The 14,147-nt window shown below is 33.5% G+C and carries 17 protein-coding genes and 4 pseudogenes; 13 read left to right on the top strand and 8 right to left on the bottom strand.

Annotation, left to right across the window (positions count from 1 at the left end; translation table 11 throughout):
* Positions 1-227: 227 nt before the first annotated feature.
* From NSQ08_RS28175 to NSQ08_RS28145, 6 genes and pseudogenes are all read left to right on the top strand, one after another.
* Positions 228-848: a DsbA family protein gene (locus NSQ08_RS28175; protein WP_340780472.1), complete on the top strand. Its 621-nt coding sequence runs from the start codon at positions 228-230 to the stop codon at positions 846-848.
* Between the two features lie 179 nt (positions 849-1,027).
* On the top strand, positions 1,028-1,849 hold the full coding sequence (locus NSQ08_RS28170; RefSeq protein WP_340780471.1) for a cytoplasmic protein: 822 nt from the start codon (positions 1,028-1,030) through the stop codon (positions 1,847-1,849).
* 4 nt (positions 1,850-1,853) lie between these two features.
* Positions 1,854-2,246, top strand: a complete 393-nt coding sequence (locus tag NSQ08_RS28165) for a nuclear transport factor 2 family protein (protein WP_340780470.1) — start codon at positions 1,854-1,856, stop codon at positions 2,244-2,246.
* A 154-nt stretch (positions 2,247-2,400) separates the two neighbouring features.
* The gene (locus NSQ08_RS28160) at positions 2,401-2,928 is read left to right on the top strand and encodes a nuclear transport factor 2 family protein (RefSeq protein ID WP_340780469.1); all 528 of its coding nucleotides are present in this window, start codon (positions 2,401-2,403) and stop codon (positions 2,926-2,928) included.
* A 126-nt stretch (positions 2,929-3,054) separates the two neighbouring features.
* Positions 3,055-4,187 (top strand): annotated as a pseudogene (locus NSQ08_RS28150) (exosporium leader peptide-containing protein).
* 37 nt (positions 4,188-4,224) lie between these two features.
* Positions 4,225-4,464 (top strand): annotated as a pseudogene (locus NSQ08_RS28145) (N-acetylmuramoyl-L-alanine amidase); the annotation flags it as partial.
* 43 nt (positions 4,465-4,507) lie between these two features.
* Here NSQ08_RS28145 and NSQ08_RS28140 read toward each other — a convergent pair.
* Entirely contained in the window at positions 4,508-4,690 is a 183-nt protein-coding gene (locus tag NSQ08_RS28140; RefSeq protein WP_340780468.1) for a hypothetical protein, read from the bottom strand.
* A 425-nt stretch (positions 4,691-5,115) separates the two neighbouring features.
* Positions 5,116-5,670 carry a sunset domain-containing protein gene (locus NSQ08_RS28135; protein WP_002144271.1) on the bottom strand — a complete coding sequence of 185 codons (555 nt, stop codon included), beginning with the start codon at positions 5,668-5,670 and terminating at the stop codon, positions 5,116-5,118.
* Positions 5,671-5,794: 124 nt separating this feature from the next.
* Between NSQ08_RS28135 and NSQ08_RS28130 the strand changes: the two genes are divergently transcribed.
* Positions 5,795-6,379, top strand: a complete 585-nt coding sequence (locus tag NSQ08_RS28130; RefSeq protein WP_002144269.1) for a restriction endonuclease — start codon at positions 5,795-5,797, stop codon at positions 6,377-6,379.
* 198 nt (positions 6,380-6,577) lie between these two features.
* Here NSQ08_RS28130 and NSQ08_RS28125 read toward each other — a convergent pair.
* Positions 6,578-7,397: pseudogene (locus tag NSQ08_RS28125) on the bottom strand (right-handed parallel beta-helix repeat-containing protein); the annotation flags it as partial.
* A gap of 111 nt (positions 7,398-7,508) precedes the next feature.
* Between NSQ08_RS28125 and fbpA the strand changes: the two are divergent.
* Both fbpA and NSQ08_RS28115 read left to right on the top strand, forming a co-directional pair.
* Positions 7,509-7,658, top strand: a complete 150-nt coding sequence (fbpA, locus tag NSQ08_RS28120) for a Fur-regulated basic protein FbpA (RefSeq protein WP_321145844.1) — start codon at positions 7,509-7,511, stop codon at positions 7,656-7,658.
* Positions 7,659-7,752: 94 nt separating this feature from the next.
* Positions 7,753-8,325 (top strand): dUTP diphosphatase, encoded by a 573-nt coding sequence (locus NSQ08_RS28115; RefSeq protein WP_044810252.1) that lies wholly within the window; start codon positions 7,753-7,755, stop codon positions 8,323-8,325.
* Positions 8,326-8,433: 108 nt separating this feature from the next.
* Here the strand turns inward: NSQ08_RS28115 and NSQ08_RS28110 are convergent, their stop codons facing one another.
* Both NSQ08_RS28110 and NSQ08_RS28105 read right to left on the bottom strand, forming a co-directional pair.
* Complete coding sequence (locus NSQ08_RS28110) at positions 8,434-8,841, bottom strand: DUF4870 domain-containing protein (protein WP_063226633.1); 408 nt, start codon at positions 8,839-8,841, stop codon at positions 8,434-8,436.
* Between the two features lie 188 nt (positions 8,842-9,029).
* Complete coding sequence (locus NSQ08_RS28105; RefSeq protein WP_000141886.1) at positions 9,030-9,278, bottom strand: hypothetical protein; 249 nt, start codon at positions 9,276-9,278, stop codon at positions 9,030-9,032.
* Between the two features lie 1,179 nt (positions 9,279-10,457).
* Here NSQ08_RS28105 and NSQ08_RS28100 point away from each other — a divergent pair.
* On the top strand, positions 10,458-10,607 hold the full coding sequence (locus NSQ08_RS28100) for a hypothetical protein (protein WP_155727904.1): 150 nt from the start codon (positions 10,458-10,460) through the stop codon (positions 10,605-10,607).
* Positions 10,608-10,726: 119 nt separating this feature from the next.
* Entirely contained in the window at positions 10,727-10,900 is a 174-nt protein-coding gene (locus tag NSQ08_RS28095) for a hypothetical protein (protein WP_002144262.1), read from the top strand.
* Positions 10,901-11,021: 121 nt separating this feature from the next.
* Here the strand turns inward: NSQ08_RS28095 and NSQ08_RS28090 are convergent, their stop codons facing one another.
* Entirely contained in the window at positions 11,022-11,237 is a 216-nt protein-coding gene (locus tag NSQ08_RS28090) for a spore germination protein (protein ID WP_002144261.1), read from the bottom strand.
* A gap of 142 nt (positions 11,238-11,379) precedes the next feature.
* Here NSQ08_RS28090 and NSQ08_RS29985 point away from each other — a divergent pair, with 142 nt between their 5' ends.
* Positions 11,380-11,505 (top strand): hypothetical protein, encoded by a 126-nt coding sequence (locus NSQ08_RS29985; RefSeq protein ID WP_002144260.1) that lies wholly within the window; start codon positions 11,380-11,382, stop codon positions 11,503-11,505.
* A gap of 259 nt (positions 11,506-11,764) precedes the next feature.
* Here the strand turns inward: NSQ08_RS29985 and NSQ08_RS28080 are convergent, their stop codons facing one another.
* Positions 11,765-12,232 carry a hypothetical protein gene (locus NSQ08_RS28080; RefSeq protein WP_159146858.1) on the bottom strand — a complete coding sequence of 156 codons (468 nt, stop codon included), beginning with the start codon at positions 12,230-12,232 and terminating at the stop codon, positions 11,765-11,767.
* 233 nt (positions 12,233-12,465) lie between these two features.
* Here NSQ08_RS28080 and NSQ08_RS28075 point away from each other — a divergent pair, with 233 nt between their 5' ends.
* Positions 12,466-12,828: a hypothetical protein gene (locus tag NSQ08_RS28075; protein WP_088045939.1), complete on the top strand. Its 363-nt coding sequence runs from the start codon at positions 12,466-12,468 to the stop codon at positions 12,826-12,828.
* A 468-nt stretch (positions 12,829-13,296) separates the two neighbouring features.
* Here the strand turns inward: NSQ08_RS28075 and NSQ08_RS28070 are convergent.
* Positions 13,297-13,671 (bottom strand): annotated as a pseudogene (locus NSQ08_RS28070) (DUF5123 domain-containing protein); the annotation flags it as partial.
* Between the last annotated feature and the right edge of the window lie 476 nt (positions 13,672-14,147).

Raw genomic sequence — 14,147 nt, 5'->3', positions numbered from 1 at the left:
TTTGAACTGTAGTATTTTCTGCTTTGGGGCAATAATGTGCAGCGATATCTTTTGTTAAAAATCTTAGTTAACCTTTCTTTGGAAGGATTAGTTTGTGAAAAAAGTAGTAAGGTACCTCAAAAAAGAACAAGATATAAAAAAAGATGTACTTTTACAAACCAAAAAGTTAACTAAGAATTTTAAGTGATAGCTGGACTGGCTAATAAAAATAAAGGTAGGAGATTTAAATGGAGACAAAACAAGATAACCTTATATACGTATGGGACGCATATTGTGGATGGTGCTATGGCTTTTCAGAAAGTATTAAAGGATTTTACCAAAAACACACTGAAGTGCCGTTAACGGTTTTATGTGGAGGGTTATTTTTAGATAATTTACCAATGAAAAATTTCTCATATATAGAAGAGGGAAATAAAAGAATTAATCAACTTACAGGTGCAGAATTTGGTCCTTCATATCAAAAATTGGTGGAAGAAGGGACTTTTAAAATGAATTCGACAGATGCTGCAATTGGCTTTTCAGCTTTACGCTCATTAGCGCCAAACCGTTTGTTAGAATTCACTTCGGCTATGCAAAAAGCGTTTTATTATGAGGGACAAAGTCTGAGTGACCCTGAAACATATCGTAAGATTGCAATTGAGCATGGTTTGAACCCTGAACAAGTACTTGAACGTTTAAACGCTCAAGAAACAATTGTAGATGTACAAAATGATTTCAATAAGGTTCGACAGCTTGGTGTTAATAGTTATCCTTCTTTGCTTTTACAAAAGGATAATCGAATTATCCCTATTGGTGGTGGAGTAATGACGCCAGATAAAATTGAAGCACGTTTTAAAAATTTATATTAAGGAATTTTAGGTTAAGGTATATAACATTTGATGTTTAAAGAAGGCTAGAAGTGGATGGAATTAAATCTTTCTTATAACAGTTATAGTTTCAATTTGTTTTTAAAGAGTGAGCTTCTGTCGGAACAAGATAAAAATGTGTTATCTATTTAATAACTTTAACAAAAGGAGAATAACATTCTATGTTTAAAACAATCGATACAAATCAAAAAGATGTGAAATTGACAGTGTTTAGTTCGGACGAAAAAAGTTTTATGGTCACTGCAACCTTAGTTGAGAAAGAGGGACATGCATTTTTAATAAATTCAAAATTTACTCAATCTGATTCGAAAGAAATTGTTAATTATCTGAAAAAAAACAACTTATCTCTAGATAAAATTTTTATTATTCATGGAGATCCAGACTACTACTTTGGATTAGAGATTATTAAAGCTGCTTACCCAGAAGCCATAGCGTATGCTACAGAGTCTACAGTTGAACACATTGTTCATTCTGTCTTAGGGAAATTAAAAGTTTGGAAAGACGTACTTGGAGAAAATGCACCAAGCAACGTGGTATTACCTCAAGTGTTTAAAGAAAAATCTATTGATTTTCAGGGGTTAACATTTGAACTCGTAGGCTTAGATCATTACAGAACTAACTTATTTAATAAAGAGCTAAAACTATTAATTGGTGGTATTGATGTATTTAACGAAATACATGTATTCTTAGCGGATACTAGCTCAAAAGCAGCCATGGAGGCATGGATTGAAAACTTGAAAGTATTACAGGCATTAAATGCTGACATAATTGTACCTAGCCATGGATCAATCGAAAAATCCTTAAATAATCAAGCACTTACTGCGACAATGGATTATCTAAGAACTGCGGTTCAAGCTTCTGAGGAAAGTAAAACTTCAAAAGATTTTGTAGCGAAACTTGAAGCAGCATATCCAGGATATGCAAATAAAGGTGTATTAGAATTAAGTGCAAAAGTTGTAACAAAAGAAATGCCTTGGGGTTAATGCTATGAATAAATATCAAAAACTATTACATGAAACGTATGTGTTAACTGGCGATGGAAAATTAGATGCTTTCAAAACGTATTTAAGTGAAAATGTATCTTGGACAGAAGCTGCTGGGTTCCCATATGCGGGGACTTATATAGGTCCAGATGAAGTAGTGAAAAATGTACATGAACGTCTTGGCACTGAATGGGATAACTATAGTGCAAAAGATGACGTTTATGCATTTAATAATAATACTGTTATCGTTTATGGGAAATATAGTGGCACATATAAAGCAACAGGGAAATCATTTATAGCAGATTTCTGTCATCTTTATGAGTTTGATGAGAACGATAAGGTTAAGAAGTTTATTCAAATTGTGGACAGTGCAACTGTTAATGAGGTATTGAGTTAGAGTAAATCGTTTCTAACATACCTTGTATAAGGAGTAGTGTAAGGATAAACAGATTTTACTAACATTACCCCTTATATCACATTTTGACGAAGGTTTCTCCTTCTTCAAGTATGATATGGAATATAATTTATATGATTAGAAGAGGTAAGGATATATGAAATTAGAGAAAAATTTAATAATAATAATTATTTCTGTGTTTATTTTAGGAATTGTGTCGACGTTGATATTTCAAGCTTCCACAGGTAAAAACAAAGGTAACGCAATAAAGAGCGAGAATGTTGCATCAGTATCAAAAAATGATGTGACAGAAAAAGAAAAGAATAAAAAAATGGTAGTAGATTTCTATAATGAGGTTTTTAATAAACATAATATCGATATTATTCCTAAATATGTAAGTGAAGATTATCAGCAACATAATCCTTTTGTTGCTGATGGACGAAAATCCTTCATGGATTTCTTTAAGGAGGATTTTGTTAAAAATCCTAATTCCTCTGCAGAGATTAAACGTGTAGTAGCTGAAGGAAATACAGTTGCTCTTCATGTACATTCTCGAGCTAATTCTCAAGATAAGGGAGTTGCTATAGTGGATATATTTCGTATAAAGAATGGTAAGATTGTTGAACACTGGGATGTAATACAGGAGATCCCAAGTGAGGCGGCTAATGATAATACGATGTTTTAGGTAGAAGATTTATCTAATGATTGTTTAATTGTTAGACATGTATAGAATCTGGAAATTTAGATTATTTATGTATAAGATAAATAAAATGAAGGAGATGTCTTAGGGGTGTTACTAGGACATCTTTTTTTGTTCTTGCTTATCCCTGGAGCATGCTCTTTTTTTCGGTCAGCATTTGTTCACTATGCAGTTGATTGGGATAAAAAGGTTCAAATAGCATCTATAAAATATCGAGCATGGGGCGCAGGTCCGGCAGCAAATGCAAGATTCGTTCATGTTGAGCTGTGTGAGACAATTGATGGGAAGTTAAATGTGGACGGTTCACTACAATTTAAGGTGCACAATAGTATAGGGAAAACATATTATATTACGATAAATGAAGTTTATGTATATGTAAGATAACTGTATTACTACAGTGTAGTACACTCATAGGAGGTAGTTATGTGTTTGATAAAAATGAAATACAAAAAATAAATGGGATACTTCAAGTTAATGCATTAAATCCAAATTTAATTGGCCCTACACTTCCCCCAATCCCACCATTTACTTTACCAACCGGTCCCACGGGTCCAACAGGAGAGACAGGCCCAACGGGAGGAACGGGTCCAACAGGAGAGACAGGCCCAACGGGAGGAACGGGTCCAACAGGAGAGACAGGCCCAACGGGAGGAACGGGTCCAACAGGAGAGACAGGCCCAACGGGAGGAACAGGCCCAACAGGAGAGACAGGCCCAACAGGGATGACTGGTCCGACAGGTGCAACTGAAGGTTGTCTTTGTGATTGTTGTGTTTTACCTATGCAAAGCGTCTTACAACAACTTATTGGAGAAACTGTGATTCTTGGCACTATTGCAGACACACCCAACACGCCCCCACTTTTCTTTCTATTTACTATCACTTCCGTGAATGATTTTTTAGTTACAGTTACAGATGGCACCACAACCTTCGTGGTTAATATTTCTGATGTAACAGGGGTAGGCTTTTTACCACCAGGACCACCTATAACATTACTTCCACCCGTCGATGTAGGATGCGAGTGTGAATGTCGTGAACGACCAATTAGACAATTACTGGATGCGTTTATCGGATCTACAGTAAGTCTTTTAGCAAGTAATGGTTCTATTGCAGCAGATTTTAGCGTGGAACAAACAGGACTTGGTATAGTACTAGGGACATTACCTATAAATACAACTACAACCGTTAGGTTTGCTATTTCAACTTGTAAAATTACAGCTGTGAATATAACCCCTACTACGATTTAGTTCATATCTTTCGGAAGTATCTGTTGCTACTCGATAAGAAAGCACAGTGGATTCTTCGATTGTTGGAAAGCGCGTTGTTTCTAAAGTTAACAATCTACGTTTCTACAATACTCCATCTTGGCAGGATAAAGACGTGGCTGTTTTTGTAGATGCAGGTTTAGGGTTTACTATTGATGCGAAAGTAAGTGTAGATAGTTCAATACAATATAAAGTTCACAATAGTAAAGGAAAAACATATTATGTAACAGCAAATGAAGCTTTTGTGTATGTGAAGTAAAATAAGAGCTGTCCTTAATTGGGCAGCTCTTATTTTTTATAGGTTAAAGGGGGACACCTGGAATATGTGGATCAGCTGGATACCTTGCAAATTCCAGATGAAGCACTGTATTTCCTTGCTGAATCACCCCCGCAAAGTTAATGCCCCATGTGTTTATTTTGACGGGGAATCCAGGGTCGGCTGGTGTAAAAAGATCGCCCGGAGTCGTCACCATTGCGTACTTCATCGTCCGAACCTCCGTCGTTAACTAGTTCTCAGCAAAGATATCCATAAGAAGGGTATACGTCACCATCGCAAGTGTCTTGGTAATGCTGTACCGCTATAGTTACGGTTTGCGGTTCGTCTGTTTGATTAAGTGCAGAAATTTGAATGAAGTCCGTGTTCGCATTACGGAATAAAGGCCTGATGTATACGTTTGGTAGCGAGGCTCACAATGACATTCACAGTCGCATTTTTTACGCTTCTTCCAGTAGCACTTATGTGAACAATCGTAATAATAGTTTGACATATTAAGCATGAACCTCCTTTTTAGTGCATGCTATGCAAAGAGTGGGAGTCAGGATTGGACAGTAACATGGGGTTTGTGTAGATAGTGAGGAGGGAAGAAGTGAATAGAAAAAACCATCTCAAATAGAGACGGCTTTTTTAGCGCTATCTTTTTGATGCTCTATATCCTGCAGCTTGTGCTTCAGCTGCTGAACAGAACATTTCCTCAGCATTCGTTTTATCATAAAACTGTTGACCAGGCATGTGATAAATCTTCTCGCCTTTACTATTTTTATTACCTTTAATATTACAAGTACCATTCTGTTCTGATGATTGATTTGTTTTTTGCTGAGGAGTTGCTTCTTTTTGTTTATTTTGATTTTGTTGCTCTTGTTGTTTCTTTAACTCTTGTCGTTTTTGCTGTTCTTCTTGTTGCTTCTGAAGGTCTTGTTGTCTTTTTTGTTCAGCTTCTTGTTTCTTTTGTTCAGTTTCTTCTTTCTTTTTCTCTTCTTGTTGTTTTTTCTCTTCTTCTTTTACTTCCTCTGCTTTTTTGGATTCCTCTTGCTTAGTAACAGTAGTGGCTTTTTCAGTTTTATCATCATCTGAACCTTTAGCACAAGAACCTATTAAAATAATTAATAAAATAATAATACCTAAACACCCAAAGCATCCGCATCCTCGGCGTTTTTTCTCTTCTTTCTCATTTGCTGACTTTGCCATTTTTATCCCCCTATGTACTGTAAATTCAACATTTAGTATATCAGATATTGAAAGGGGATTTTACATAAAGTTTATTGATAAAAGTAACTTTTGTAAGAAACACTATCTCTATGGAGGTGTGTCTATGTTATATGTTTTTCTAATCATAACAGGAGTACTTTACATTTCATGGTATGTCTACAAAAGAAGAAAAGACCATCATTTATACCAGCTCATCGCGCGTTTTAATAAAGATGAAGAGTTTAAACGTACTTTAGCAATGGGGCTTTATTATCGATTTATGAAGCCATTAGAAAATGAAAAGTGCTCATCAGTATTTATACGTCAAACACCATTGGAATTTGAAGTATTTGTTGCTGATGTAATTGAAAAGTATTATGGTGGTTCTGCATTAGTAACGGTAGCTACAGGTGATTATGGTGTAGACTTTGAACATACGGTAAACGGTGAATTATATCTTGGTCAGGTGAAGTGTATGTGTAGCGACATGTCCTATAAAGCAATTGCCCTGGTGCATAGTAATATCACGAAAAAAGGGGCAAAAGGCGGCTATGTAGTATCAACTGGTGGTTTTTCAAACAATGCAAAGCACTATGCTGAAGAACTGAATGTACAGCTAATTGATGGATCGAGATTGGCTGAAATGTATATGGAATCTATTGAGGGACAACCGTTACCTCAATACGTGCTAAACCCTGCTAGTAATTAATAAGCAGGGTCTTTATCTTGTACCTCGTTTAAATCATTGACCCTACAATCGAATGATTTGGCTAACTCAAATGCTTGTCTACTGGAGGATAAGACTTACCAGTTACATAATTACTCATTTGATTTTGGCTTATATTTAATTTCTGTCTTATAGGGGGGAGATACTGGGCGGAAATAGAGAAGTTTTAGTAGATTTGTTTTATTTTGAAATTAGTTTGAATGAAGGGGGAATTTGCTAAATTCACTATGTTGCTCATTTCCTTCTTGATTCATACTTGCTTGATAAGATGAAAATTCTTTATACGTTTTTCTTTTCCATTGCCATAAGCCATTATTTTGATCGAATTCACCATAGTAATGATTGTAATCAAGTTTGTTCCCAGTGTTTTTATTAAAATTATTGCTAATAAAAATACGGATATTACTTGCATAAATGTGGTTATTAGTAATTACATTGTTCCGGATATCTTAATTTAATTCGATTTGGCCACTCTCTTGATCTATTGTGTCATTTTTATAAATAGTATTGTTCGTAATTGTGTTATTTTCAGCATATCCTTGCTGGCTGTCATATCCACCAATTGCAATGCCGCTCATTATATTGTTGGATATTGTATTTCCTCTAACAGTAATTTGACTTGCTCCTTTTCTGCATGTTCGCTAGCTACTTCAATACCGAGGTCGTTTTCATAGCTTTGATTTTGCTCAATGATAATGTCTTTCCCACCATCCACGTAAATACCATCAGCTGAATATTCATTATAACTAGGATTATTGATGGATGAATTGTGATGGACAATATTGTTACGAACAATTCCAATGTTGTTGTTATCATGTACTTTGTTATTGGTAACTTCAAAAGAATCTACATTACCATTCACAGCAATTGCTTCACTTAGTCCTAATTTCAAATTTGCTACTTCGTTATTATCTAAGACAATATGATTTAAATTATTTTGTGCATGAGAAGAAGTACCATAGACAGCTATACCGTGTGCATTTCCATTCTTTACATTCGTTTATGTTCAGACTGAAGATAATAAATTTGAGGGTGTTTTAGGCTGTGTAGCAATTAATGAGAAAGATGCTCCAGTGAATTACTTTCCTGCAAAAATTATGGAACTACAATTTTGTGTCGAGGACATGGTGGGGTAATTTTGCATCAACACATCATAAATCAACTGATTGATAGAGGTATTTATAAATCCAAGGACGGGCTTCGAGATTTGTTCGAATGCTCATTTGAGGAGTTAGTGGAATTGTTGGAGGGAGAAGAGTGAGTTTTAAAAAGGAAATGGCAATCATTTTAGTCAGCTGGCTTTTAATCAGTGTGACTATATTCTTACTAAAATACAAACTTGGAGTGAACTTATAATGATTCAGTTACACACAATTACATCAGAAGAAAAGAAACAAAACTTTGATATTACGGAACTATTTGAAATGCAAAAAGAACTGGATAAACGAATTGGATATAAAGGGAATGACAAAATGGATATGTTGTTTCGTGCATTACTGGTGGAGATCAGTGAAGCGTGGAACGAAACTCGAGCGTTTAAGATGTGGAGTACAGGATTTGGAGTTCCAAAGAATGGACTATTAGAAGAGTTAATTGATGGTCTCCACTTTCTCATGAACATTGTAATTGAATTAGATAAATGCACATGGAGACATGAACTTATTCCATCGTTCAGTATGCAATCAATTATGAGAAAAGATACGAGCAATGTAAATATGCTGTTTGAATGGTACATGCAAGATGTGTTGACTGCAAAAAGGGCATGGTGTCAGTACAGAGATTTAACTACAACGATGGGACATTTGAGAAGAGCGTTTGGCATTTTCTTTCGAATTTGCTATTTGTATGGATTTACTTATCAGGACGTTATTGATTCGTATAAGGAGAAGAATGCGGAAAACTTCGAGAGACAGGATAACGGATATTAATCAAATTTGAATTTTATTAAAAAGAAGGAACAGAGGAATATGTAAAAGAGTTTGAAAGGTCCATAAAAAAAGAATTCAGTAAAACTCTGAATTCTTCTACACGTATTTTTATTTGTTAATCCATTTAGAAATAATAGGATAATGAAAGTCTTTTTCCTGTAGCACATATAAAATTCCTTTTATAGGTCCGAAAATTAACAAAAGAAACAGTATTAGATATAAAGGAGCTATCCCGAAAATAATCAAAGCGTTATTTGAAGTTAAGTCTAAATTAGACAAAGATAACATTAAGATTCTTATTATGAATAGATTCCAAATCATTGTAATTATCCAAATGAATAGTTGGTAAAAAACAGCTTCAAGGATATTTTTTCGAATGTCTTGTGATTTGCATATGAAATAAAAAATCAATGGTATATAAAAAATTGTGACGCTAAAGAAAATAAGAATAAAAAAAGATAATAGGGTAAGAAAATGCATAATTAATTTTATGTTCTTTTCTTGAGTTAGGATCATTAAGGTCCTCCTATATGTATGAGATTTGTTGTGCCTATTAATATATATGCTGTAGATAATTATAACATAAAAATTAATTGTAATAGAATACTGCATCGAAAAGAACACGTATTAAATTAAACAAAAGCGTTATTTGAAACTGTTCATGAAACAAGAGCACTACCGAAAGTGCTCTTAGAAAATACATTTTATATTCTGTTTTGAGCTACGATCTTAATATTCTCTGGTGGAATGATATCTTGAATTTTTTCTTTTAAATCTACTTGGACCATTTCTTCAAGATGTTCAAGTGAAACTTCAAAGTTTATGCATTCCGCAGTTGCGATGCTTAATAAAGAATAATTTTCATTCTTTTTAACAACAAGATATTGCGATTGATCTGTTATTACTATACACCCTTGTTGAATGCCTAATTTACGATTGTCTTCAAAAGTCATAAATGTTTCTCCTTTTATATGTATTGCCGATAAATAGTTTACTACATAAATACATTGGTTCATATTGAGAAACCTTACATTAGTATTACAATTTTATAAGGTTTCTGAATATCTTGTGGCCTAGTAATAAGGAGAGTGTTAAAAGGTTCAATTGAATATTTAACAAAATCCTTATTTGAAAACAAGAAGCCCTAGAGTTAGGGCTCTAGGGCTTTTTGTTTTGGTATTCTCACATGGTTTTTCAAAAAGAATAGAACATATTGAAGATAACATGTGAATGTTTCATAAATGTATCAAAAAAGTGAACAAAATTGCTATTGCAGAAGAAGCAGAAATGAAGTTTCTAATACGTAAGTACGTGAAAGGTATTATTTCCAGTGGATAAAATGCGCATGGGACACCTAATCATTATTTTATCGGGGGAAAAGAATATGTTATGAACTTGGTCGAATGAAAAAATGAAAATTTTACTTTAAGCGAAGTTAATGAAATATATTTTGGGTGTTATATCAATGATTGTTATCTCGATGGACACTTTAACTTTATAAAAGTCCTAGAAGAAAAACACAACTATGAGGAATAGTAAGCTATAAAAGTGAACAAAATCGTTATTTAAATAAAAGAAACCCCGATTGTCTGCGGGGCTTCTAAGGGTAATCGTCAAGTAATGACGTACTCGACTAAATAACCATATCATGAATTTTTTGGTAAAAATACTGGTAAATGTGTCCAAATGAATGGGGAGTCATTTTGAACAAAAAGCTATTTTAATCTCAAACAAAAGAGCAGCTAGCGAAAGCTACCTGCCCGTTTTAAAGGAGAAATCAATTGTTGCAAATTGGTGTATTTAAAGTATGGGCAAAATTTGAAGATTTATTCAGACAAAATTAAAAAGAGCACCTATAAGTAGTGCTCTTAGTAGGTTAGGTCCCTCAGAGAGTAGTGTGGCACACATGATAATATATGGGGATTATTCATGGAGGTGCAAATATCTAATAAAAACTACATTGGGCACAACAAAGCAGCTAGCTCAATTAACTAACTACTTGTTGTACAAAAGAAATTAGGCCCTACAAGTAATGATGTGTAACTTTAAGTTACAGTTATAGTATAAGCAGAATTAATAATATTATGTGGAAGTGAAAATGAGCTTAAATTATAGAGAAAAGGGGACTGGATATGAGGTCGTTAGGTACATTTATTGTGATCCTAGCATTACTCGGACAGGCTTTTGTATATAAAACAGGATTCCCTGTACTCACGCTAACGCTCATATGTAGTTATGGTATAGGCGTTATTGCATACGAAGACGGTAAAAAGAGCAGCTAGCAAAAGCTAACTGCTTAATACAGAGAAGAGAAGAACTACAGGGACAGTTAAATGAGTTCTGGCTTATCGCCTGTGTATAGTATTTGCGAATTATTAAATTTTATTCAGGAGGAATGGATTTGAAAAGATATCGCGTTGAATTTACTGAAACTAAATCTTATGAAGCATTTGTGGAGGCACCTGATTTAGATAAAGCAATTGATAAAGTACGTAATGGTCTTGTGGAGGATGAAGAACTAATTGAAAAAGATGTAATTATAGATGAGATGTACTTACAGAATAAGAGCAGCTAGCAAAAGCTAACTGCTCAGTCTTGAAGAAGATTTAAATGGTTACAGTACATTAAAGATGGGTTATCTATAGTATGGACGGGATATTGAGTTTTATTCAGGGGGGAGAAGGAAGTGAATAAATTTAAGCTGTCCCAACTTGATTTTGGTCTGCAACATCAGCATCAAATGTGTTTGTTGCACTAACACCGCTAAAAGTATTGACAACAAAACCAACATTTGATGCCCCTGAACCATTATAAGATTTTGTATTCTCTTTTGGAGAAACGTTATAAAAATCGCCTAAGTTGAAAGAACCAGCACTATTTTGTACGACAAGGTTTGCTACAACTGTTGGCATAGTATTCACCTGCTTTCCTAGAAAGTATTTAAATTAGCATATGGTGTATTCGTCTAGAGGTTCATTTGGATCTAAGAATTTGAAGTTATGGCTTATGAAGATTTTAATAAAATAAACCTTTTAAAGAAATGGAGATTAATAAATGGGGAAAAGTCAAAGAAGTAAAGGAATGAGACGGGAGAGGGAATTTGCTAGTTTGATAGGTGGTGCTCGTGTACCGCTTTCTGGTGCAATGGACGGGTATTCAAATGATGTGAAGGGTTTTTAGGTCTTGAATGGGATGTAAAAGCGAGGAAAGAAGGATTCAAGACGTTATATAACTGGTTGGAGGATGAGCGTGAACAGCCAGATGCACTAGCGATAAAAGCGGATAGAAAACCGTGGTTGGTAGTTATGCCGTTGGATACATTTTTGAAAATGGTGAAGGAGTAGGTTTATGCTTTTTTCTATTTGCTTCAAGAAGTTTTAAGAGTCTTTGAGACCTGTTGTTTTTATTCATCATCCAGCCCACCATAAGGTAAACGAAACTACATACTAAAATCTTTGTAAATAGATAAAAAGCTTTTTATTTCTTGACTAATAGCTTCTAGATTCCCATATATATTATCTGCGGCTAAATTAATTTCTTCATTAAAATTATACAGCTGTTCATCTACATAATCGAATCCCTCACAGCAATTATTATGTACCAAATTAGATATAAATAGTTTTATTTTCAATACATTTTCTTCATTTATCATAAATTTCTCCCATAACAGTCCCAGTATAATTTTTACGGGTAATTTTTTATCATACGTTCCTTTTATGTTTTTTAATTTAGATACAATATCAACTAACTTATCATTACTGGATAAAGAAACTTCTATAATTTCAATAGAAGGACTATCAAATGTTTCAATTGTATGATCAGCCCACTCAATTACTTCAGTTTTTGAAAATAAACCAATTTGTAACCCTATCCTCAAAACCTCAGCTATTATTTTTATATTAACCATATATATAACTCCTTAGAATTTTTGATAATTATATACCACATTAACCTAAACCTCAAAAAAGGTATTGATATTTGGATTAAAACCAAAAACTAAGATAGAAATTCATCTGGATAATAAATTATACTTTAAGTTGCATAAGGGAAATATTTGTTAAACAAAATAGTATGATTTATAATTTCAAGGACGGGAAATAAGGGAGAGAAATTGAGTTATCTAGTAAAGGAGGTTGTTATATGTATAACTGTAATCAATGTGGAACAGAAATGATTATGCAATTACAAGACAGATATAGAGAATTTTGCCCAAGATGTGAAGGGCTTAGACCAAGTAGCTTAGTATACTATAATTTATATGAATTACTAGATTATATGGAAGCAAACAATTATATGAATAAAGAAAATATGCTACATAACTTTCTAAAATGGGAGTTTGAGTTAACGAAGGGAAATATATTTAAGTTATATTTAGATGTAGATAGATATGATACCCCTGATGATGAGGATCTTATAAAACAATTAGAGGTTTATATGAAGGGGATTCGATTAAAATTAAATGTTAAGTATGAGGATGACTATATATGGATTAAGGTTAATTAGATGTGATTCTATATATAATGAGTTTTATTTTAACAACTTCAGAAGCAATGAAAGTAATGAATGTGAATTGTTCTAGACTAAATGTATTAATTAAAAGTGGACGGATTATTCCATTGAAACTGACAAAAAATATGCGTTTATTCTTGTAGTCTGATGCAGAACAATTAGGAAAAGAATTAGCAGTATCTAGAACAAAATAAAGCCAGTAAGGAGGGTATTTTATATCGAGTAAGAAAAAGTATCCAAGTATAGATTTTGAAGAAGTACCAAGTATGATTGAACGTTTAAGAGGCGTAAGCGGACTGTATATATTCCGCACACAAGTTCACAAATGGGAACGCAATTAATATATGTTTCTATATTAAGAGCCTCAAACCCTCGACGCACAACGTGTTGAGGGTTATTTATTTTGTGGGTCAAACACTTTTATTTGAAAGAAGAGTAATTCATCCACAAAACATTCACAAATGCTACTTCGATACCAAGGTCATTATCATAGTTCTGATTTTGCTCTATGATAATTTCCTTCCCACCATCCACGTAAATACCATCAGCTGAATACTCATTATAACTAGTATTATTGAAAGATGAATTGTAATGAATGATATTGTTACGAATAATTCCGTTCCGCGCTTGATCTAAAGCTGCTACTGGAGATATGCTTTCATGTCCAATAAGAACAATTCCAATGTTGTTATCATGCACTTTGTTATTGGTAACTTCAAAAGAATCTAAATTCCCATTCACAGCAATTGCTTCACTTAGTCCTAATTTCAAATTTGTTACTTCGTTATTGTCTATGACAAGATGATTTAAATTATTTTGTGCATGGGATGAAGAACCCATACCCATCAACTTAAGAATGGAAACAAAGTGTACTTTCATTTTGTGGGGTAAAGCATTCCTAAAATAGAAGCATACTTCTTAATAATACGCATACCAAATAAACCCTATCGTTTTATTAAAAGTCAAGGAAATAGTAATGAAATCCTATATTTATGCGATTGAATATAATGTCACACATTTTATAAGGTAAAAAGGAAAGGATAGATGAACAGGAGAGTATACCTGTTTACATCTATCCTTTTTTACAACAATATGACCACATTTACTACTACAACAAGGATTTTTACCACAACAAATTTTCATATAGTTATTGAACTATTTTTTGAATAACTAAATTAACCTCTTCGTTAACTTTAATTACGAATAAATGGTCCCCTTCAACTTCAATTGGATCAACTACATCTTCATTAAAAGATTCAGCATGTTGTCTACCATATCTATTAAACTAGCGGTTTTTATTTTCTCTGATTCCT

It is taken from the genome of Bacillus sp. FSL E2-8887, assembly GCF_038007205.1.
GTDB lineage: Bacteria > Bacillota > Bacilli > Bacillales > Bacillaceae_G > Bacillus_A > Bacillus_A mycoides.
The sequence above is the reverse complement of the archived record's forward strand: the minus strand, read 5'-3'. Positions and strand labels throughout refer to the sequence as shown.